Origin of the sequence: Pseudomonas sp. NFR09, from assembly GCF_900111535.1 — a bacterium.
GTDB lineage: Bacteria > Pseudomonadota > Gammaproteobacteria > Pseudomonadales > Pseudomonadaceae > Aquipseudomonas > Aquipseudomonas extremorientalis.
This window is the reverse complement of sequence record NZ_FOIH01000006.1, coordinates 145,260-165,799: the sequence shown is the minus strand read 5'-3', so window position 1 is coordinate 165,799 and position 20,540 is coordinate 145,260. Positions and strand designations below refer to the sequence as shown.

Here is a 20,540-nt window from a genome sequence, read left to right as displayed (position 1 = left end):
TCGCGATCTCCGATATTAGGACAGGGTGAAGAACATCAAAATCAGCAAGGCGAGCAGTACGCGCGCAGCACTGCCGCCAAAGGCACCAAAGCGCACGCTTCCTGTCGCCCAGCCCCGATAAGCCGTCCACATCACCCAGGCACACCAAAGCAAAGCCAGGACGAGAACCAGGGACAGCCACAGTGTCGAGCTGCTCTGCGCCGAAAAGCCGGAGGCGTTTTGGAAGGCCGCGATCTGAGCGTCAGTCATGCTCATGGCGAAGTCTCTGTAGACGGGGCGTCAAGGCGGTAATCACCGACCATTTCATGGAGATCGCGAGGTTGAGCTCGGGAGGGGGACAGATAGTCCTGTACGCCCTGGCGGATACGCTGGATGTCTTGAGTTAGGCGGGGATAGTCAAAGCGGTAACGTTCGAATGATTCAGTCGGGCTATCTATCTTGGCTCGTGTCGCAAGATGCTCGATAGTGTCGAGTTGCTGCAAAATCAGACTCAACTGATCCTGTTCATGAGCAGGTGCGGCATAGCTGCCACCATTGAACGTGATCAGTACGAGCAGACAACAGATTCGGCAAAATACTGTCGGCATGTGGATAGCCCATTTGGTTATTGGGGCTAGCATCCAACTGACGACTAGGGCTCAGCAGTAAGAAATACGAAATAAGCTGCGTCATCTTATTTTGGTACAGGCGCTGATCATGTATCGTGCTCGGTCATAGTGTCTAAGCTATGATCGCGGAGAAATGACGTACTGGAACGTCAATATGATCTCGATCTATAAGCGTCTACCAAGGGCGATTGCAAATCACTGTTCAGGTGAGTGTAATATCCAGTTGTTAGCAGATCTGGAAGTGGCGCCAGATAACGGTGTGTTCAGCTAGTCTTCCCACCAGTTACTCAAGGACGGTCCCCATGCCAGATAACTCTGAAGCCAACATAGCCACGGCGGACGCTCTCACACTGCTCCTGCATAACCAGCACGCCCTAGCAGCGGCCCTTGAAGAAGTGACCAAATGGAGCTCAGAGAATGGAGTGGAAAGTGTCGCCGCTAACGCAATGGGAGCCATGGAAACGCTGTATAAGAATTCACGAGCCATCACCGATGCGATAATGTGCTTACGCCGGTTATAGGCATCATCTAAAGCCTGCTGCCCTCTTGCAGGTACCGCAATGATTCTGGTAATCAACCTGTAATCTGTCACGCGACTCACTGGATCTAATCATTTGAGGTGTGGGGAGTACCGATGCAAATTGACCAGGCTTGTTCCCACCGGGGAGTAGTGCTCAGAACAAATTCCGTTGCTGATGACTGTCTTGCCAAGACCTAGCTGTTAGAATTACGCTGGTTTTGTGATCAGGCCCTTGAGAAGCAGCATGAACGAAGAATTGACCGAAGAAGAGATGCGCGAAGCGTTGTTCGGAAACGCTGAAATATCTGCGCCAGTGAGCTCCGCCCCCGTATTAAAAATGACGAAAAAGAAGGGCCCTAAAGCCTTCACCCCTAGGCTTCTGGTGACTCTCCGTGTGAGCAATGAGTTTGAAGGTCGGACATTTGAGATCGTTCATGAAGCTGATACTTTGAGTACGCTCCTGGCAGAACAGGAAGCCACCAAGGCAGCCAGGAAAAAATTCAGGTATGTAGAAGTGCTAACGGTCATGCCGATGTAAATCATGTTTCATAGTATGCGGCATGCCAGAGTTGGACCCCTTGCCATATGCCTGAAGCATCCAGGCAATTTACCTGATAGAAGCATTTTCTCCTGAGTTGATGCCGAGCGTAATTTGAATCATATAAGATACAGGTCTGCGCTCCGGCGTGATTGCGTTGGTTTCCAATGGTATCCAACTCGAACCTTGCCCTCAATGTTTAAGACAATCCAGCGGTTGATGCAAGGCTTGATAGAAACCCTCGAACAGCAACGTACATAGTCCTCCAACTCATTAAATTGGAAAGGTTTTGAGGATCACGTTCAATATGTTTATCAAACGCTTCTGAGGCTCGGTGGTCACCACATCGTGGTCGCGAACAATGCTTGTTTGATGGGCTGAGAAGGCGCCGGGTATCTGATTGACGTCTATTACGAGTTTGAGGTGGCCGTGATACGGCATCGAGTTGCTATTGAGTGTAAAAATACAAAAAGACGCGTAGAACGCAACGATGTGTTGGCGTTCAAAGCCAAGATTGTTGAGTTTTCTGATGTAATAGGCGTCATCGTTTCTGCCAGCGGTTTCCAATCTGGAGCCAAGCACTCCGCTGAGCGGAACCGAATTTCAGCTTTGAGTATCGAAGAAATTCCCTTAATTGGACAACTTTTGGGAATGCGGATTCGTCATAACGCAATACCAACCGAACTCAGCGTAGGAGCCTCTGTCTAGACTTTCTTTGACTTGGAAACCGGAGCACCGTTTGGATTGGGGCATGATAAGGGCCTCCATGCATTACTGTTTTGATCAAAAAATCTAGCCGCTAATACCATGCTCGTAATCGAGTTGCGGCGAACTGGCAGGTAGCCGTCCGGGCAACACATCCCCCTCACAACGTCGCTTAAGGCGATGGTGTCACCCAATTTAAGCGGACGCAATTACCCTTAATATCAGAATTGTTGCCGCTGACCGAAAACTGACTCATTAAAGGCTGTTGGGGATGCGGCGGAAATCTTGGACTACCTGGAGGTAGTTCATGTATTCATACGAAGACCGCACCCGAGCAGTCAAGCTCTACATCAAACTGGGAAAGCGCACCGGGGCAACTATTCGTCAGTTCGGCTACCCGACGAAGAACTCTTTGAAGACCTGTATTCAGAGTATGAGCGATGCCTCGAACTGCAGTGTGGCTACGTTCCGTCGAAGTCGAAGTACTCACCGGCCCAAAGGGAAAAGGCTGTCGGGTACTATCTCGAACACGGTCGCAGCATCGCCGCTACTATCAAGGCGTTGGGCTACCCGCACGGGAGTCGTCGCGTGCCTGGATTTACGAATTGCACCCCGAGTTGCATACGCGTGTCGTCGGTCGTTCTGACGGGCTGGCCCGCCCGCCAGCGATGAAGCAGGCGGCGGTCATCGCGCTGTGCACGCGACATGAATGTGCGCACGCCGTGGCTCAAAAGCTGGGCGTGTGCAGGCTGACCTTGTACAACTGGAAAAATCAGTTACTAGGCCCAGAGGCATCCGCATCCATGAAACGCCGACAACAAACTCCGTCGTCACCCGAGCGAAAAGAGTTGGAGCGGCAACTTGAATCTCTTAGGCTCGACGTGCGTCGTCTGCAGCTTGAACACGAACTGCTGATGAGGGCGAGTGAACTCATAAAAAAGAGACGGGCATCGATCGGTAAGTCCTGATCAATCGGGAGAAGACATTGCTGGCTGATGCCCTGAGGCGGACGTATTCCTTGTCAGAGCTGCTTGAAGCGCTTGGCTTGGCCCGAAGCTCCTATTTCTACCATCGAGTCCGAATGCAGGTCGTGGAAAAGTACACCGAAGTGCGTGTTGCCATGGCGGACATTTTCGAGCAGCAATCATCGCTGCTACGGCTACCGACGGATGCGGGCTTCGCTGAGCAGGCAGCGTATGCGTCTGTCAGAGAAGGTGGTGCAGTGCTTGATGAAGCAGGAGTTCCTGGTCGTCGCAAAGCCGAAACGGCGTCGATACGGTTTCTACCTAGGGGAAATCAGTCCCGCGCCAGAACACCTCGTCAACCGGGACTTCACGGCTATTGCTCCGAATGAGAAATGGCTGACTGACACCTCGGAGTTCCAGATCTCGGCTAGCAAGGTGTAACTGTCGCACATGATCGACTGCTTCAATGGGAAAGTAATCAGTTGGTCGATCGGCACGCGTCCTTACGCCGACCTTGTGAACACGATGCTGGATGCCGCCGTTGAAACGGTGGCCTGCATCGATAAACGGCCTGTTGTTCACTCCGATCGTGGCGCTCACTACCGCTGGCCTGGCTGGTTATCGCGCATCGCTGATGCGAAGCTGATTCGTTCGATGTCGCGCAAGGGCTGCTCGCCTGACAACGCGGCTTGTGAAGGTTTCTTCGGCCGGCTGGAAACGGAGCTGTTCTATCCTCGCAATTAGCAGTCAACGAGCATCGAGCAGTTCATTCAGGCCCTGGATTCATACATTCGCTGGTACAACAAGAAACGAATCAAGATTTCCCTCGGCGCTCTCAGTCCCACTGAGTATCTTGAAAGCCTGGGCCTCGCGGCATAACCAGCCCAAGTTTTTGTCCGCATCCCCGCGAGGCTTTTCAGTTCGACTGGAGTGAAGAAGGTCTTCTGATTGACGGGCTGTGCAGGCGGATCCAGGTCTCCCATATGAGCTCTGTACCAGCCGTGCATTTTGGCTGGTTGCCTACCCCCAACCAAGGTCACGAGATGTTGTTCGATGCCCATACTCGCTCGTTTGGAGAATTGGGTGGTGTGCCGCGTCACCGTGACAGCGGCGCGTGGGTGCGGGATTTAAATGCAGATAGATGACTTGGTCGGACGGTACATATAAGCGTCATGCGAGCCGAAATTCCTAAGGTATAGAAAGTCAATATCCGCTCAGGTTGCCAGAGTGCCCGACGTATGTTTACCAGTCCACGCCGAACCCTGCGGTGTAGCGCGTCTTGCTCAAGCTGCTTTCCGTGTCGCCACTGATAATGTCGCGCTCGGCCTTGAGGTTGAGCGACGCCCACTCGGTGACTTTGTAGCGCAGGCCCATTTGTGCATCCAGTGAGTATTCGGCGGGCCCGGCCAACGGTTTGCCCAGCTCACCGCTGGTGAAGAACTCAACGGTCTTGCCCACCAGATAGCGGTTGTAGTTCCACTTCATGGCCAAGGAGTAGAAGTTGTCCTTGCCGCCGTCAGCATATTCGTAATCGGTGCGGTTAACCAGGGAACCAAGAGAGAATGCGCCCAGTTCATCATCCCAGAACTGGTAGCCGGGGCCGGTACCCACAGTGCGTTGCCGCGACAGATCTTCCACCTTGTCGCGCTTATAGGTCAGGCGACCCTGCCAGAACCAATGCTCGGTGATGAAGCGGTCCAGGTCATATTCCAAGGCCCAGTTGTCGGTGGTGGTGACGTCGTCCTGGAACTCGCGGTGGTACTCACCCTTCCCGGTATGACGCCACTGGCCGTGACGGGCCGTGGTTTTGAAATCGATGTCGTAATCGTTGGTGTCTTTGTCGGCACGTTTGTAGTCCAGCGCCAGGTCGACATTGCCCTTCCATACCAGGTCTTCGATGACCGGCTTGGGTTTGATGATCTGCTGGATGCTCGCCAAGTCCACGGTCTTGGGCGCTTCACTATTGGTCAGGACCACCTTTCCATCGTCTGCGGCCTTCAGCGACTTGGCCTTCTCACCAGTGTAGGCGTCCTGCTTGACAAGCAACTCCTGATCACTCTCCAGGGTTTTCACCTGCTTCCAGTCCACCGGAATCGAGCCCGCGTAGTCTGTCTGGATCAGCAGCTTGCCGCCATCAAAGACTTTGATCTTACCGGTCAGGCGGTCGCCGTTCTTCAACCACACGGTGTCGGCGAGCAAGGGCGTTGAAGCACTGATAACAGCAAGGCACAACAGGGTTCTGGACAACATAACTAAGGCTCGAGGGGGACTAAAAACGGATGTTATAGTGTTGCATTTCTAGATGTCGAGTCAAGCGTTCATATTCAGTTCAATTCTCCATAGCCTTTAACAGCCGCTTCTGACAAAACCGCGACGAACTCAACGGGTAAACACATAGTGGAGATACTTGTCGCTACACCTCAAAGCCCCGCCAAAATACGGCGTACCGCACTCAAGGAGGCAGTTAAGGCTGATTACCGGGGTTAAAGGACACCACTTTGCGGACGCAACCACCCGGCTCTACGATTTACGAATGATCTCCTTCAAGCAGGACGATTTTTCGGAAAGGTCTGATTTTTCCCGAACGAACCGCTACCTAGCTCGTGACTTGGGTGTTCACAGGCCTAAGGCAGACGAACTTGAGATGTCTCAAGGTTCGCCTCATAAAAGTCGTCCCAGTGCCGCTGGCATTGCCGCAGCTAACAGCTTTGTCTCCACCTCAGCATAAAACGCTGCGTCCATTCAATGAATCGCCCCTGGTTTCCTAGACACTCTCCAAGCTCAGGAAATAGCGTTTCTCATACTCTACTGGAGACAGCTGCATAGCACTGCTGTGTCGGCGTTTAGGGTTATAGAACATCTCGATGTAATCGAAAATATCACTTCGGGCTTCTTCACGGGTTGTGTAGATCTTTCGTCGGATTCGCTCCCGCTTTAAAAGCTGGAAAAAGCTCTCGGCTACGGCATTGTCGTGGCAGTTTCCCCGCCGGCTCATGCTGCTGATTACATTGTTAGCCTTCAAGAAGCTTTGCCAATCTGAGCTACTGAACTGACTACCTTGATCTGAGTGAATCATCACTTGCTGCTGTGGCTTGCGTCGCCACACAGCCATCAACATTGCGTCGATAGCCAGGTCGCTGCACATCCTTGGCTTCATTGACCAACCAATTACTTGGCGTGAGAACAGATCCAGCACTACCGCTAGGTAGAGCCATCCTTCATAGGTGCGGATGTAAGTGATATCTGTCACCCAGACCTTGTTCGGCTCACTGACATTGAACTGCCGCGCGAGGTGGTTGGGCGAGGCCACTGTTGGTTTTCCACCGTAAAACCCTTGACGCCGCCGATAGCCCGTTTGCGAACGCAGCCCCTCCGCCTGCATCAAGCGCCCGACTCGATTTCGTCCGCATTCCTCTCCTAGCTCACGTAGGTCATCGTGAATTTTGCGGTAGCCGTATACACCTTCGCTTTCTAGTCAGGCGTGTTTGATCAAGCCAAGCAGACGTTGATCTTCTTTTGCTCGGGCAGATTGAGGCTCGGCCAGCCAGGCGTAGTAGCCGCTGGGGTGCGCCTTGAGGGTTTGGCAAAGGCGCCGCACCGGGTAATCAGTCGAGTGCTTCTTGATGAAGGCGTACTTCAGCCGCACTCCTTGGCAAAGTACGCGGCGGCCTTTTTTAAGATGTCTCGCTCTTCCGTCACGCGCTTGAGTTCAGCGCGCAGCTTGCGCAGTTCGGCCTGCTGATCGTCGTCTTGCTGACGCTGCTCTTGGGGCTTGCTGTAGACCTTGCAGGCGTAAAGGCTGTGCACGGACATGCCCAGGCGCTGGGCGACATCGGCGACGGGTTTGCCTTTCTCGGTCACTTGCTTGACCGCTTCGATCTTGAATTCTTCGGGGTAACGCTGACGACTCATGGCACCTCCTATTTGGGCCTCATTATGAGGCTTGGAGGTGTCTAGGAAACCAGGGGCGATTCAATGCGCTACTCCCTCAGCCTATCAGTCAGATTCTAGCCCACGACGGCCGCGTGCGGGATCGCCGCTGATCGATAGGTTTTGAAAGAGAGTTATCACAGATACGATTTTTATAGGTTTATTATTAATTTTTTTCAGCGCGGCGCCGATAGCTTATGTGGGTGGTCTCGATAGTGCGTCGTCAACTGGAGCGGTGAAGGATGAAGCTTAGGCATTTAAATATAGCAAGTCGGACTATTACTTGCTTTTCAGTTATGGTGATATTGGTCCTAGGCTTAGGCTCTTTCAGTTTGGTCCAGATAGGAATCATCCGCGATGAAGGGCTCCAAATAGAGAACGACTCTCTGCCTGGCATTGCCTTGGGCGATGACATTGCTTTGGCATTTTCAAATACCCGTTACGATATGATGAAGATGCTTTCCACCCGCAGTAGTGCCCAACTAGCACAAGCTCATGAGGAGCTGCTTAAGCGTGAGTCAGACTTCGCGAAGGCGATTGAAGTCTACCGTCCCCTCATTAGCTCAACGAAAGAGAGGGAAATGATTGAAGGTATCAACGATACGTTCAAGAGTTACAGCGAACAAGCCGAACGTGTCTATACGATGATCGCGGCGGGTCAAAGGGATGAAGGTCGTCAACTGGCATGGACTGAAATGACCAATGTCTCAGAAGTGATGACAGGCTATCTTAAAGATCTCGAACAACTGAATGATGCCTCGGAAGCCGAATCTAGTACTAACGCGAGCGGCGCGTACTCAAATGCGAAACTGGTCACATTACTGACCATGGGTTTGGCTGTGGCTGTGACGATTGTTTTGGCTTGGAGACTCACCGTCAGCCTATCTGTTCCCATCAACCGCGCATTGTTTGTATCTGAAACAATTGCTTCTGGCGACCTTCAAGTTATTGAAGTGGATAGTAGCGGTATTGATGAGGCTGCGCTGTTACTACAGTCTATGATGAAGATGCGCGAGAATTTAAGAAATACGCTTGGCCATGTAGGTGATGCTGCAAGTCAGCTTTCCTCAGCAACTGAAGAGCTGGGCAGATTGATGCAAAGAAGCAATGCCGACTTGCTTGTACAAAATTCTGAGATTGAAATGGCCGCAACCGCGGTTACCGAGATGAGCCATGCAGTGGAAGAAGTCACGCGCAATGCCGTTTCGACTTCATTAGAGTCGAAGTCATCTGCTCGCTCAGCTCAAGATGGTCAACGTGAACTTGGTTTGACCGTGGCTTCAGTAATGCAGTTGACGGAGAACGTAGGGCATGCTTCGGCACAGGCACAACTTCTGGCCTCACGAACCTTGGATATTTCGAAGGTGCTAGAAGTCATCAGGTCAGTTTCAGAACAGACTAATCTACTTGCTTTGAATGCTGCCATTGAAGCCGCTCGGGCTGGAGAAGCAGGCAGGGGGTTCGCTGTAGTCGCCGACGAGGTGCGAGGGTTGGCACATCGTACGAGTGAATCAACGAGTGAAATCGAGAGAATGATTGGGGATGTGCAGCAGGGCGCTCGTGATACAGTTGCAGCGCTTGATCTGAGCAGCGAGCGAGCTCAACTAACCAAAGTGCAGGCCGAGTCGGCCAACGCTGCACTTGCTGCAATCGTCAACTCAGTTGCGGTCATAGATGATCGCAACACTGTTATCGCTAGCGCGTGCGAAGAGCAGGCTCAGGTCGCACGCGAGGTCGATAGTAACCTCATCCGAATTCGGGATCTTTCCTCTCAGTCGTCGGTAAGATCGGATCAGACAGGTAGCGCGAGTCAAGCGCTAGCACAACTCGCTACCGGGCTGATGGGCAGGCTAAGAGAGTTTAAACTTTAAGTCAGTAATCGAACTATTCACTCTGGAGTCATTAGGGTAGCCAGCGTCAGCTTGTTGAACTCTTCGTTCTGGTCGATGGTGTGCAGCGCGCTGCGCACGTTTTCAGCGACATCGGCGGAGCCACGCTGCTCGATCCAGCTGGATAGTTCCATGATGGAGGCCTCAAGGGCCTGCTGGTTTTCGTAGAACTTAGAAAGAAGGGAGGGAAGCAGGTCTGAGTTGGGCATTGGCGTTCCTCTGGTGGAGTGGAGAGCTTAGCAGCGGTGTTTGGGTTTGGTTTGTGTTCGTTGGCAGGACGCCGTAGGGAGGCGGGATCATTTCCGCAACCGGATAGTCACCCCTTGATTTACGCGGCTTTCCGAGTAAAAATATTGAATGATATGCGGAAATCTTTCTCTATTAACTTATTTTTAATAAAGAAAAAATCGCCAGTCTTGAAAAGCAGAGCTCCGAGGGTGATCCGGTTCTAGGTGAAAAACGATATTTTTTCATCAATATGGGTGCTGTGTGGCAGGCCATGAAGGTGACGCGGGTGAAACTTTCACTATGGGGAGTGATTTGGAAGTTAAGGCCTGCCCCGCAGCGGCCAAAACCTCGTTCGAACGGGTTCAAGTGCGTTGGAAAAACGTTCGCATTGCAGGACTTGAATATCAATACGCCAAGCAACACGCGGAGGAGTTAGTATCAAAGGCCATCGCGTGAGCGATTTTCCATGCCATCCACCGTAGTGGTGACCTGGGGGATCTGGAGCATTGCCCGAATGCTGCATTATTGATTCTGGATATTCAGATTGCCCAGCCGGTCTAGCGCCTATGGCGCATTCTATGAAGACCTATTGGCCTCACTACCTTTACCTAATAAAGAGAGCTCATTGAAAATTCCACTACAAGTCCCGCGCTTTTGTTCTTTTACGGCACGCTGCAAGACAAAACGGTACAGCTTGCGAATTTTGGTCCGGAGCTGGTAAGCGAAGTTGAGCATATGCTCGGCTATTCACTGTCCTGGGCCGGAATTACGGACGCAGAATTGGTGGCAGCCAGTCGCAGAACTCGCCATCCGATCGTCATGCCCAATAATAATTCCAATGACCGGGTCGTAGGGACCGTTTTCCAGATTACAAAGCAGGAGCTCGCAGCTGCTGACGACTATGAGGTTGCAGATTACAAAATGGTGTCGGTGGTGTTGGCATCGGGATTGACGGCCTGGGTATACATCCAAGCATAGTTCTTGAGCGTGATGGTCGCATTTACCCCGTGCGCATCCTGATTATGTTGGGTAACTTTTATTTCCTCTCTATAAAAAACCTAATGAAGAGTAGGAAAATAGATTTTCGACTTTGGCGTCGATTCGCATCATGATGCCTTTGCTCCTGGAAAAGTCCGTGAGCACAGCATCCGATGTCAGATTGTCGACATTAGTGTGCGTTTACGCAGCGTTTGAAAATAATAAGCGTTACTAAAAATTCTTGTCTTAGATTTGTTGCAAAAATATGAACATAAAAATGTGTAGATTTAACCTCTTGCTATAATAAAAAACTGCTGAAATAATGCACTCCCTTGTCATTGGGGAGTAGCTATCTTCAACCGAATTGGTTGAGGAGATCACGTCAACATATTTGAAGCCAATAGCTTCATGGCGCGATCAACACGTCAGCGCACAGCTGATGTTGTCCGGCGAGACCTTTGGCCACTGCGTGTTTACCGACCGGGTAGGCCACGCTGTGAGCCATTGGTATTCTGCTTGCCCGGTCTGTGCTCCTCATGATTCTAACTTTGATTCTATTCTGCGTCTCTGCGGTGGTGATTTACTTATCGTGTGAGTATTTCATCAACGGTGTCGAATGGTGTGGTCATCACATGAAGCTTGGCGCCACTGCAGTTGGCACTGTGCTGGCTGCCTTCGGTACCGCTCTTCCAGAAAGCGCTGTAACTTTCACAGCTGTAGCTCTTGGCTCTACTCCTGAACAAAAAGATATCGGCGTTGGTGCTGCTATCGGCGGCCCACTTGTGTTAGCCACCGTTGCCTACGCTGTAGTGGGCCTAGCCCTCTGGCTTAATCGTCGAAAACTGAACCGAGGTGATTCTTTGGTTCGCGTAGACCACGAACGCTTGGCTAGGGATCAAATCTCCTTCCTTGCGATATTCGCGTTCAAAGTAGCTCTAGGTCTTGTCACCTTCGCTATCAAGCCTTGGCTGGGGATACTATTCTTGGCCGCGTACGGCGTTTATGTGTGGCGTGAAATCTCCAGCGTGGATACAACTCCGGAGGAGGAGCTCGAACCGCTAAAACTACGTCCCCAAAATGCCTCCATGGGATGGGCAGCATTACAGTCGCTTACTGCCCTAGCGGTCATTGCTGTTGCTTCCCATATCTTCGTGTCTCAGTTGGAGCATATTGGAGCTGTCTTCGGCTTATCGCCCCATATCGTAGCTCTGCTCCTAAGTCCGGTCGCTACCGAGCTTCCTGAGATTATGAACGCACTCATATGGGTGCGCCAAGGCAAGGAGCGCCTTGCGCTGGCCAACATCTCCGGCGCAATGATGATTCAAGCCACAATCCCAAGTGCTTTTGGTATGTTTTTCACGCCTTGGGTGTTTGATGCCTCTCTTCTCGTCTCTGGCTCGATCACCACACTTGCGATCATCCTCTTGTGGCTGCTGTTCCGTCGTGGGTCCGTAGATGCGAAAGGCCTGATGGCAATTGCTGCGCTTTATGTGGGGTTCGCCGGATATATCGTCTGGTATTTCATGCACTGATCAATACCCCCCAACGCGGTTTAAAGATCCATGCCCGGAGTATTTCCTATTCGGGCAAGTACAGCCCTGCTGGAGTTTAGCGATTGAGGGATCAGCGGTCAGCGGCAACATTCTGAGCTCATTCAACCTCTGAACACTTAGAGCGACAAAGACCATCAAGCACTCTGGGGCAGGGTTACGCTGCGCTCTACCCGCTCCCGATCCGTGTTTATTGTAAGCCGAATGAATTGGTGTAGGGGGAGGGTTGCTCATGCGGGAGCCAGATGCTTGTAGTGGTCTAGTGATCCCGGACACTCATTTAGGCGAGAATACCGTCAGATAGAGGTGTCAGATGACCAAACAACGCCGTACCTTTTCCCCCGAATTCAAACGTGAGGCTGCTGACCTCGTTCTCAAGCAGGATTACAACTTCATTGAGGCCAGCCGCTCGCTTGGTGTCGGCGGGTCTGCTTTGCGCCGATGGGTCGACCAGGTGCAGCAAGAACGCACGGGCGTCACCCCGCATAGCAAAGCACTGACCCCGGAGCAGCAGAAAATCCAAGAGCTGGAAGCCCGAATTGCTCGCCTTGAGCGGGAAAAATCGATCTTAAAAAAGGCTAACGCGCTCTTGATGTCGGAAGATCCCGAGCGTTCGCGCTGATTGGCCAGTTGAGCATGCACTAGCCGGTTGACTGGCTGTGCAAGATATTTGAGTGATCCGCTCGTGCTACTACGCTCGGCGTCTCAGGCGCCGCATACCGGATTTAGAGCGCCTTCGATTGCGCAGTCGGGTGAACGAGTTGTTCGCCCAAGGCCGCAGTGCTCCCGGTAGCCGTAGCATCATGGCCATGATGCAGGAGGACGGCGAGCAGATCGGGGGATTCAAGGTGCGAAGCCTGATGCGCGAGCTGGAATTGGTCAGTAAACAACCGGGATCGCATTCTTACAAAAAAGGCGACGGCCGAGTGGCCCGACATCCCTAATATGGGAAATGGCAGTATCTGGCGGTTGTGCTAGATCTTTTTGCCCGCCGTGTTGTGGGCTGGGCGTTGTCGGGAAAGCCGGATGCCGACTTGGTCATCAAGGCCTTGGACATGGCTTACGAGCAGCGAGGGAAGCCTCAGGGTTTGCTGTTCCACTCCGAAAGGCTCGCAATATGAAAGCCGGAGTTTTCGCCAGCGCCTTTGGCGATGTCGCATGCGTTAGAGCATGAGCCGGCGAGGAAATTGTTGGGATAATGCGTCGATGGAGCGGGTGTTCAGGAGGCTGAAAACCAAGTGGATACCGACCATGGGTTACACGACGGTCCAACAAGCTCAGCGGGATATCAGCCATTTTTTGATGCGCCGATACAACTGGATTCGACCGCACCAATTTAATGGTGGGCTGCCACCGGCTCAGGTCGAGAAAAAACTTAACGTCGTGTCCGGGATCAGTTGACCACTACACAGGCCGCATCACAGGGCGCTACTGATGACCGCCAGTAGGCAGCAGGGCGGAAGAGTTGTCACACCCATTATGTTGATAGGCAGGAGGATATGCAACCTAGCCCAATGATGATATGCCTCTGGCGAAGTCGCCTTGTCGATCCTTCACTGGTAGGTTTTGATGTCTATAGGAGCGCATCAGCTCCACTTTTTAGATAGATTCATCATTTTGCCATTACTGGCTAGTTGAAATCGCTTCGAAGCTCATGTCGAAAATTAATATAATAAACGTCCGTGCTTTCAATATTTGGTTCAACGGTTTCACAAAAAATTCACAGCTGGTGTGGCTCCGATCAAATAACATATTACTAAATAATTCTTAGAGTCTAAATATATGTATTCAGGCGATGGTGCTCTAATCATAAAGTGTACGGGCTCGTTAATAGCACAAATTTGACGGCTTCTAGGTGGTCACATTCAGTATATAGATTGAGTGCTAGCTGGGAATCATGAGCTTGGTTTTTTGGGGGGATGAAACTGCTAAAAGTTTGTGTGAGGGATTGGATTTAGGGTTGTGTTAATGTCCAGTCTTGAAGTTGTTGTATCTTCTATGGAATCCTAAGTTCATGACGACATCTGATTTTAAAATTATCAGCTCGACTCCAGCGGATGTGACTGACGAAAAGGTCCAGCAATTAATAAATGATGCGTTCACACCCCTTCGCATCAACTGGGATCAATCATTTATTGAAGCGGGTGGCCATTCGCTAGGTGTCTTGGAGTTACAGCGACTGCTATCGATTAACTGCGGGGTAATTGTCAGTTATGCGGACGTTCATCGGTTGGCGACACCACGCCAAATAGCAGCATGGGTTCGTTCAGCACCGCGTTCTGTACCACGCGATATAACAGCCGGCACCGAGGACATATTTGAGGCTACCCCGGCCCAGGCGGCGATCTATGCAGCCGCCCGTATGCACCCGTCGCCAACTCTTTATAACGTACCGATTGTGCTTGAACTTGGGCTTTCGATAACAGTTTCCGCTATTCGACGTGCATTACTTACATTGGTGACTCGCCACGCAGCATTGCGCTCTACGTTTCTAATTGAAAACGGCAGGCTAGTACAACGCGTCCATCAACAGGCACGCGTGCCGTTTTCAGTACATACGGTAGCCGTCGATGTACTTGATCACGCATTAGCGGCCCTGCGCCAACCCTTCGATCTTGCACAGGGTCCATTGTTGCGCGCCGCATTGTTCAGCGGCCTTGCAACGCGGCAATGTTTGATACTCGATTTCCATCATATGGTCGTGGATGGCCTCTCTGTGCAAATACTGCTGAGAGAACTCAAGCTTATTCTCGACGGTTCCGAGTTGCCGCCTGTTGCGGAGTACGCATGCGTGCTGGCGGATATTCAAGCGGCCTCGTTAGTTGGCAACGACTGGCTTTGTTTAACGCAGAGTCCGCTCAAAGCTACGCGACTGGCGCGCGCTGAATCTCTTTCAGGCTCCGTGCTTGGGCCTGGCCGATTCCACCAGCCTGTTCCTGTTTCGCTGATCAGTGCTGCACAGGCGCTGGCGTCTTCACGCGGGGCTTCATTGCATGGGTTTTTTCTCGCTACGTTGAATGTCTTGCTCGCCAAGTGGACGGGTGAAGAGGATGTTGTAGTGGGCGTGCCCTACGCCGGGCGTCCAGAGGGTGACAGCTTGCAGGCCGTAGGCCTTTTCGTCCGGACGTTACCCTCTTGCCTGCGGGTGGAGCGGGCCACGACTTTCGAATCACTGCTCAACGACGTTGCGGCGGCGCACTTGCATGCCATGGCGTTCGCTTGCAGCGATGTGGCCTGGAGTTGGGCCGAGGGTACAGAACCCGGGTTCGGCGTGGTCTTTGCGTCGCACCGCTTTGATTTCTCGCTGGGTCAACATGGCCACTCGCGGGCTTTTACCTACCCAGAATCGCATTTTGATCTGCTGGTCACCTTGGCCGAGTCAGCAGACGGTTTCGAACTGCAGTTCGAATATAGTGAAGCGCTCACTGCGGGTTTGGTCGAGGAGCTTGCACACGGTTTGCTTCATATGGCGGCTTGCTTTGCCGCCAAGCCTGCTGCACAGGTTGACGACGTCGGTATTCTTGATCAAACCCGCGAAAGTTTTTGGCGCAAGCGCCTGAACCCGGCTGTTACGCCTGCGCCAGCGCAGGGAACGCTAGCGTCACACTGGGCCGCAACTGTTAAGCGCCATGGCTCGGCGACGGCGTTGCAAGATGCGCGTAGCCAACTCACCTACGCCCAAACAGATGCCCGTGCTACAGCTATCGCAGCGGCGCTGGCCGTAAAAGGCATCAAACACGGCGCCAGGGTTGGCCTGCTGAGCGAGCGCAGCGTCGACTACGCGGTTGCCTTGTTAGCGATTATTAAGGCCGGTGCCACCTACGTTCCCCTTGACCCCAGCTATCCCCCGTCGCGTTTGGTGTATATGGCCGAGGCAGCGGGTTGCAGTGCGTGCCTGGTGTTGGAAGACGATGCACCGGAGTTGGGCATTCGGATGCTGTCTTGGCCTGGCCTATTAAGCGTCCCTGAAGCGGCTGGAACGTTTACAGCCGTCGCGGCAGACGCTGGGCCCGAAGCGATTGCCTACGTCATGTTCACATCTGGCTCCACCGGAAAGCCAAAGGGGGTCAAGGTTACCCACCGGAACGTGCTGAGGCTTGTCGACCCTGCAAACGCAGTTCCCTGCGGTTCTCATATGCGTGTCCTGTTGACAGGTTCACCGTCTTTTGACGCCACCACCTACGAAATCTGGGCACCGTTGCTGCAAGGTGGCTCCGTGTCCTTTGTCGACAAAGGCACCTTGCTCGACGGCGTCCTGCTGCGTGCAGCCATTGAGCACTACCAACCAAACACGATGTGGATGACCGCTCCGTTGTTTGCGCGGCATGTCGAAGCGAATCCACGGCTGTTCGCAGGCGTTGATCATGTGATTGTCGGCGGCGACGTTGTACAACCATTCGCGGTTAGCATGGTTCAGGCGCATACACCCGAAGTCACGCTGGTCAATGGTTACGGCCCAACCGAGAACACCACATTCTCGACCTTTCATGTCATTCGTCAGGGACATACCGGGCCGTTGCCTGTAGGGCGCCCTATCGCACGTTCGAGAGCCTACGTGCTCGATAGCGGGAGGCACCTGTTGCCGCCGGGCGCGCTAGGTGAACTGTACGTCGGCGGGGAAGGCGTGGCTGCCGGCTATCTCGATGGCGAACAAGATAAAGGCCGTTTTATCGAACATACCTGGAGCGACGGGATGATCGAACGCCTCTATCTAACAGGCGATCTGGCAACGGCGGCGCCGGATGGCACCCTGTGTTTGCATGGACGCCGTGACGCCCAAATCAAAATCCGGGGCTTGCGTGTAGAACCCGATGAAGTCAGCGAGGCCCTCCGCATGCTTGCCGCTGTGGGCAAGGCTCATGTGAGCTACCGGCGTCAGGCAGAGCGCGAAGGGTTGGTTGCCTTCATCGTCCTTGCGCAGGGCGCGACCCTTGATGAAGCGTCCCTTCTTGCTCATTTACGCAGTCAACTGCCGTCGCACATGGTTCCGACTTATTACGCTTTCGTCGAAACAATACCGCTGACTGAGAACGGCAAGATCAATGAAGCCGGACTGCCTAATAGCTGGCAACCGCTGCTGGGTCGCGACGAAACCGCGAGCTCGGCCCCCCCCGCCCTGACGCCCTCTCAGCAGACTGTCGTTGCGATCTGGTGCGAAGTGTTGCATCTGGACACCGTTGGGCTCGACGATGATTTCTTCCGGTTGGGCGGCGACTCGCTCAAGCTTGTCGCACTCGCTACACGCCTGGCACTGCATAGTGCGCACCGGCCGACGATCCCGGCCCTCTACAAGGCGAGCACACCTCGCGATCAAGCACAGGCGTTTGTCGCCGACACCGTCACGGCGTCGCAACCTGCGCCTGCAGTAGAAACCCGTCTGCAAGCAACGGATGCGCAAGCACGCCTGGTGCTGCTGGATCGAATCAGTGGTGGCCAGGCGCCTTACCTCATTCCGATACTGTTGCGTCTGCAGGGTGATGTCGACTTTGATCGGCTTGGGGCTGCATGGTTAGCCCTTGGCCAGCGACATGAATTCCTGCGCAGCCGCTTCAACATTGAAGGTGAGACGGTCTGGCTTGACCCCGCCCGTCAACCCCCGTTGAAGCGTCTGGCCCTGGCTCAGGACGAGGTCGAGACTACGCTGGCAGACCTGCTCGCCGGTTTTTGCCTGGAAAAAGGCGATATGGCCACCGCAACGCTTCTCGATACGCCTTCGCAGAGCTGGCTAGCTCTCGTCTTTCACCATGCTGCGTTTGACGGCGACTCGGTGGAGACGCTGCTACAGGATTTTGCGGCGCTGCACGCGGGCGATGTCTTGGCGCCGCCCCCGGCACCCTTGATAGATACCTGGGCCGCGTTGACTACTGAACCTGACAACAACTCGACGCGCTATTGGATTGACCGGCTAGCCCATTCAACCTGTGAGATACAACTGCCAACCAACCGCTCCCGTGGTGCACATGTTGATTACCGCGGGTCGACCACCTCGGCACCGGTTGAGCCGGCACTCGATACCGCGATTCAGGCACTTGCCGAACGTTCCGCTGTGACGCCTTACATGATCTGGCTGGCCGGTGCCCTGGTCACGCTGGGACGTTATGCCCAGCAGGATGACTTGACGATCGGCACGGTGAGTGCCGGTCGCACGTCGATTGCGTGCGAAGGTGTCTGCGGGATGTTTGCCAACACGCTACCACTGCGCATCACGTTGGATGAATCGATAAGCTTTGAAGCGCTGTTGGCGGACGTGCGCCAGATTGTCCTCGAAGGGCTTGAACATCAGTCGTTCTCCTTCAGCGACCTGGTCGCTGCGCAATCGTCACACCGCCAAAGCTGGCGCAACCCGCTGTTCAACGTGATGTTCTCCTACACCAATACTGGCGAGCTGGCTCAACCTGGGCAAGGTCTGCACTGGCGTCGCAGCGATTGGGAATACCCTTTTGCCAAATTCGACCTGACGCTTTTCGTGCAAAAAGAGCCAGGACATTCCCGCATCGCTATGGAAGTAGCAGACGGTGCGTTGTCATCGGATGCGAGCGGGTTCCTGCAACATTGGCTGCGCGTCCTCGGTTCGCTGACGGCTACCCCCGAGGCACCGCTAAAAGCAACAAGTCTGATTGGCGAGGACGAACGCACCTTGGTGCTGGATGTTTTCAACGACACGGCGGCAACCCAGCGCGACACACTGTTAATGCATGAACCGTTCGAGGCACTGGCTAGAGCGACCCCCCAAGCTTGCGCTGTTATGCAGGGTGATCATCGCCTCTCCTATCTCGAGCTTGATACCGCCGCTAACCGCCTGGCTCATGCACTGCGCTCGCAAGGGTGCCAGCCTGGCGTACCGGTAATGGTGATGATGGATCGGTCAGTTCAGACCGTGGTGGCAGTCATCGGTGTATTGAAAGCCGGTGGCTACTATGTGCCTGTCGACCCGACACACCCTGCGGCACGGCTTGCCTCAATTGCTGAATCTCTAACGGTTCGCCTGCTTGTTACCGATGCCGCTTCCTCTGGGCAGCGCTGCGACTTCATCGAGACCGTGGCATTCGACGCAGTTGTGTGTCTTGACGCGCAACCAGCTGTACTCGTCGAGTCACCAGTCAATCGTGTCCTGTGGGCCGACGATGTCGCCGCCTATCCAGCCAGTCAGCCAGTGCGCAGTGCGGAACCCACCGACCTGGCCTACACCATTTTCACCTCTGGTTCGACCGGGCGGCCAAAGGGTGTAGCCATTGCCCATCGTCGCGCAGTCAACCTCATCGACTGGGTCAATGACACTTGGGCGGTTGGGCCGCAGGACCGGCTGCTGTTTGTCACCTCGTTGTGTTTCGACCTGTCGGTGTATGACATTTTCGGCTCGCTGGCAGCCGGGGCCTCTGTGTATGTCGCGAGCACTGACGACTTGCGTGACCCGTTGCGCCTGATCGAACTGCTGCGTGATCAAGCAATCACTTTTTGGGACTCGGCGCCTGCGGCATTGCAGCAGGTGCTACAAACGGCGTCCGGCAGTGGCAAGGCCATTTCCTACGCACTGCGCCTGTGCTTCCTGAGCGGGGACTGGGTTCCAACGTCGCTGCCGGGCGCGTTGCGCGGGCTGTTCCCGGAGGTACAACTGGTAGTGCTCGGCGGCGCGACAGAAGCCACGGTATGGTCGAACTTCTTTGAGGTGCGCGAGGACACCTCTGACTGGGTAAGCATTCCTTATGGCCGGCCTATCCGCAACGCGCGCTATTACGTGCTCGACGAAGGTGGGCAACCCTGTCCCGTCGGTGTCCCTGGGCGTTTGTTTATTGGCGGGCAATGCCTTGCCGAAGGGTATGCACAGGCACCAGCACTGACGGCGGAACGTTTCATCCACGACCCGTTTGTGCAACAGCCGCAAGCTCGCATGTATGACACGGGCGACCTTGCTCTGTGGCGTGCCGATGGCCAGATGATCTTCCTGGGGCGCCGAGATCATCAGGTCAAAGTTCGCGGCTACCGTGTCGAAATCGGTGAGGTCACGCATGCCGTCGCCTCACACCCAGCCGTCAATCATTTGCTGGTACAGGCCCAAAAGGACCCCGGTGGCGATCTGGCGCTGGTGGCACACGTAGTCCTCAACGCCCCGGTAAGCGTCAGAGAACTCACAGCCTTTGTGTCGACGTTGCTGCCCGCCTATATGGTACCAACCTGGTTTTCGTTTCTCGATTGCCTGCCCGTAACGGTCAACGGCAAATTTGATCGCGAGCGTCTGCCGAGCATCCGCGAACTGATGGCGTTGCAACAGACCGAGCAACTGCTCAGCCCGGTGGAAGCCGAGATTCACGCACATTGGTGCCACGTGCTGGGTCGTGATTCGGTAGCACTAGACCTCGCTTTCCACGCGGCGGGGGGAAGTTCGCTGTTGCTGGTGCGGCTCTTCTCGCGACTGGAAGAGGCGTTTGCGGGTGTCTTCACCATTCCCGGATTGTTTGCCATGCCGACGCTGCGTGAGCAAGCCGCGCACCTCCAAGCATTCCGTGCTAGCACGGTGGCCCCCCCGCTCGATGACGAGTCCGACTTGCTCAACTCGTTGCTTGAGCGGGTCGCCCGCAACGAAATCGATATTGACGCCGCGATGATGCAACTAACGACATTGGGTGAATGA

General features: G+C 54.0%; 11 protein-coding genes, 5 pseudogenes and 1 riboswitch. Of the genes and pseudogenes, 11 read left to right on the top strand and 5 right to left on the bottom strand.

The annotated features are described in order from the left end of the window. Positions 1-15: 15 nt before the first annotated feature. Both BMX59_RS15190 and BMX59_RS15185 read right to left on the bottom strand, forming a co-directional pair. A complete protein-coding gene (locus BMX59_RS15190) occupies positions 16-255 on the bottom strand; it encodes a TIGR03758 family integrating conjugative element protein (RefSeq protein ID WP_073162517.1) in 240 nt (79 codons plus the stop codon). After that, positions 252-587 carry an integrative conjugative element protein, RAQPRD family gene (locus BMX59_RS15185; RefSeq protein WP_093122951.1) on the bottom strand — a complete coding sequence of 112 codons (336 nt, stop codon included), beginning with the start codon at positions 585-587 and terminating at the stop codon, positions 252-254. The genes BMX59_RS15190 and BMX59_RS15185 overlap by 4 nt, the downstream gene beginning before the upstream one ends. Before the next feature lie 323 nt (positions 588-910). Between BMX59_RS15185 and BMX59_RS30795 the strand changes: the two genes are divergently transcribed. The 5 genes and pseudogenes from BMX59_RS30795 to BMX59_RS15160 all read left to right on the top strand — a co-directional run. Then, the gene (locus tag BMX59_RS30795) at positions 911-1,129 is read left to right on the top strand and encodes a hypothetical protein (RefSeq protein ID WP_093122947.1); all 219 of its coding nucleotides are present in this window, start codon (positions 911-913) and stop codon (positions 1,127-1,129) included. A gap of 243 nt (positions 1,130-1,372) precedes the next feature. After that, entirely contained in the window at positions 1,373-1,666 is a 294-nt protein-coding gene (locus tag BMX59_RS15175) for a hypothetical protein (RefSeq protein WP_093122943.1), read from the top strand. A gap of 423 nt (positions 1,667-2,089) precedes the next feature. Beyond that, positions 2,090-2,374, top strand: coding sequence for a restriction endonuclease (locus BMX59_RS31135; RefSeq protein WP_175486685.1), 285 nt, complete (start codon positions 2,090-2,092; stop codon positions 2,372-2,374). 304 nt (positions 2,375-2,678) lie between these two features. Beyond that, positions 2,679-4,215 (top strand): annotated as a pseudogene (locus BMX59_RS15165) (IS3 family transposase). 29 nt (positions 4,216-4,244) lie between these two features. Beyond that, positions 4,245-4,433 (top strand): annotated as a pseudogene (locus BMX59_RS15160) (IS21 family transposase); the annotation flags it as partial. Between the two features lie 145 nt (positions 4,434-4,578). Here the strand turns inward: BMX59_RS15160 and BMX59_RS15155 are convergent. Together BMX59_RS15155 and BMX59_RS15150 are read right to left on the bottom strand one after the other, a co-directional pair. Then, the gene (locus tag BMX59_RS15155) at positions 4,579-5,586 is read right to left on the bottom strand and encodes a DUF481 domain-containing protein (protein ID WP_093122932.1); all 1,008 of its coding nucleotides are present in this window, start codon (positions 5,584-5,586) and stop codon (positions 4,579-4,581) included. A gap of 514 nt (positions 5,587-6,100) precedes the next feature. Next, a pseudogene (locus BMX59_RS15150) lies at positions 6,101-7,248 on the bottom strand (IS3 family transposase). 260 nt (positions 7,249-7,508) lie between these two features. Between BMX59_RS15150 and BMX59_RS15145 the strand changes: the two are divergent. Next, entirely contained in the window at positions 7,509-9,137 is a 1,629-nt protein-coding gene (locus BMX59_RS15145) for a methyl-accepting chemotaxis protein (protein WP_093122927.1), read from the top strand. Between the two features lie 17 nt (positions 9,138-9,154). Here BMX59_RS15145 and BMX59_RS15140 read toward each other — a convergent pair whose 3' ends face one another. After that, positions 9,155-9,364 carry a hypothetical protein gene (locus tag BMX59_RS15140; protein ID WP_093122917.1) on the bottom strand — a complete coding sequence of 70 codons (210 nt, stop codon included), beginning with the start codon at positions 9,362-9,364 and terminating at the stop codon, positions 9,155-9,157. 212 nt (positions 9,365-9,576) lie between these two features. On the opposite strand from BMX59_RS15140, the pseudogene BMX59_RS30790 reads away from it, so the two are divergent. From BMX59_RS30790 to BMX59_RS15120, 5 genes and pseudogenes are all read left to right on the top strand, one after another. Continuing rightward, positions 9,577-9,978: pseudogene (locus BMX59_RS30790) on the top strand ((Fe-S)-binding protein); the annotation flags it as partial. 29 nt (positions 9,979-10,007) lie between these two features. Beyond that, positions 10,008-10,361 carry a gamma-glutamylcyclotransferase family protein gene (locus tag BMX59_RS15135; protein WP_093122912.1) on the top strand — a complete coding sequence of 118 codons (354 nt, stop codon included), beginning with the start codon at positions 10,008-10,010 and terminating at the stop codon, positions 10,359-10,361. Positions 10,362-10,689: 328 nt separating this feature from the next. After that, positions 10,690-10,835: riboswitch (yybP-ykoY riboswitch) on the top strand. A 62-nt stretch (positions 10,836-10,897) separates the two neighbouring features. Beyond that, positions 10,898-11,893 (top strand): sodium:calcium antiporter, encoded by a 996-nt coding sequence (locus tag BMX59_RS15130; protein ID WP_093122908.1) that lies wholly within the window; start codon positions 10,898-10,900, stop codon positions 11,891-11,893. 331 nt (positions 11,894-12,224) lie between these two features. Then, a pseudogene (locus BMX59_RS15125) lies at positions 12,225-13,312 on the top strand (IS3 family transposase). 613 nt (positions 13,313-13,925) lie between these two features. Further along, on the top strand, positions 13,926-20,540 hold the full coding sequence (locus BMX59_RS15120; RefSeq protein WP_093122904.1) for a non-ribosomal peptide synthetase: 6,615 nt from the start codon (positions 13,926-13,928) through the stop codon (positions 20,538-20,540).

Bases quoted from the DNA above. Each gene is read 5' to 3' on its own strand.
- BMX59_RS15190 (WP_073162517.1), bottom strand. From the start codon at position 255: ATGAGCATGACTGACGCTCAGATCGCGGCCTTCCAAAACGCCTCCGGC.
- BMX59_RS15185 (WP_093122951.1), bottom strand. From the start codon at position 587: ATGCCGACAGTATTTTGCCGAATCTGTTGTCTGCTCGTACTGATCACG.
- BMX59_RS30795 (WP_093122947.1), top strand. From the start codon at position 911: ATGCCAGATAACTCTGAAGCCAACATAGCCACGGCGGACGCTCTCACA.
- BMX59_RS15175 (WP_093122943.1), top strand. From the start codon at position 1,373: ATGAACGAAGAATTGACCGAAGAAGAGATGCGCGAAGCGTTGTTCGGA.
- BMX59_RS15155 (WP_093122932.1), bottom strand. From the start codon at position 5,586: ATGTTGTCCAGAACCCTGTTGTGCCTTGCTGTTATCAGTGCTTCAACG.
- BMX59_RS15145 (WP_093122927.1), top strand. From the start codon at position 7,509: ATGAAGCTTAGGCATTTAAATATAGCAAGTCGGACTATTACTTGCTTT.
- BMX59_RS15140 (WP_093122917.1), bottom strand. From the start codon at position 9,364: ATGCCCAACTCAGACCTGCTTCCCTCCCTTCTTTCTAAGTTCTACGAA.
- BMX59_RS15130 (WP_093122908.1), top strand. From the start codon at position 10,898: ATGATTCTAACTTTGATTCTATTCTGCGTCTCTGCGGTGGTGATTTAC.
- BMX59_RS15120 (WP_093122904.1), top strand. From the start codon at position 13,926: ATGACGACATCTGATTTTAAAATTATCAGCTCGACTCCAGCGGATGTG.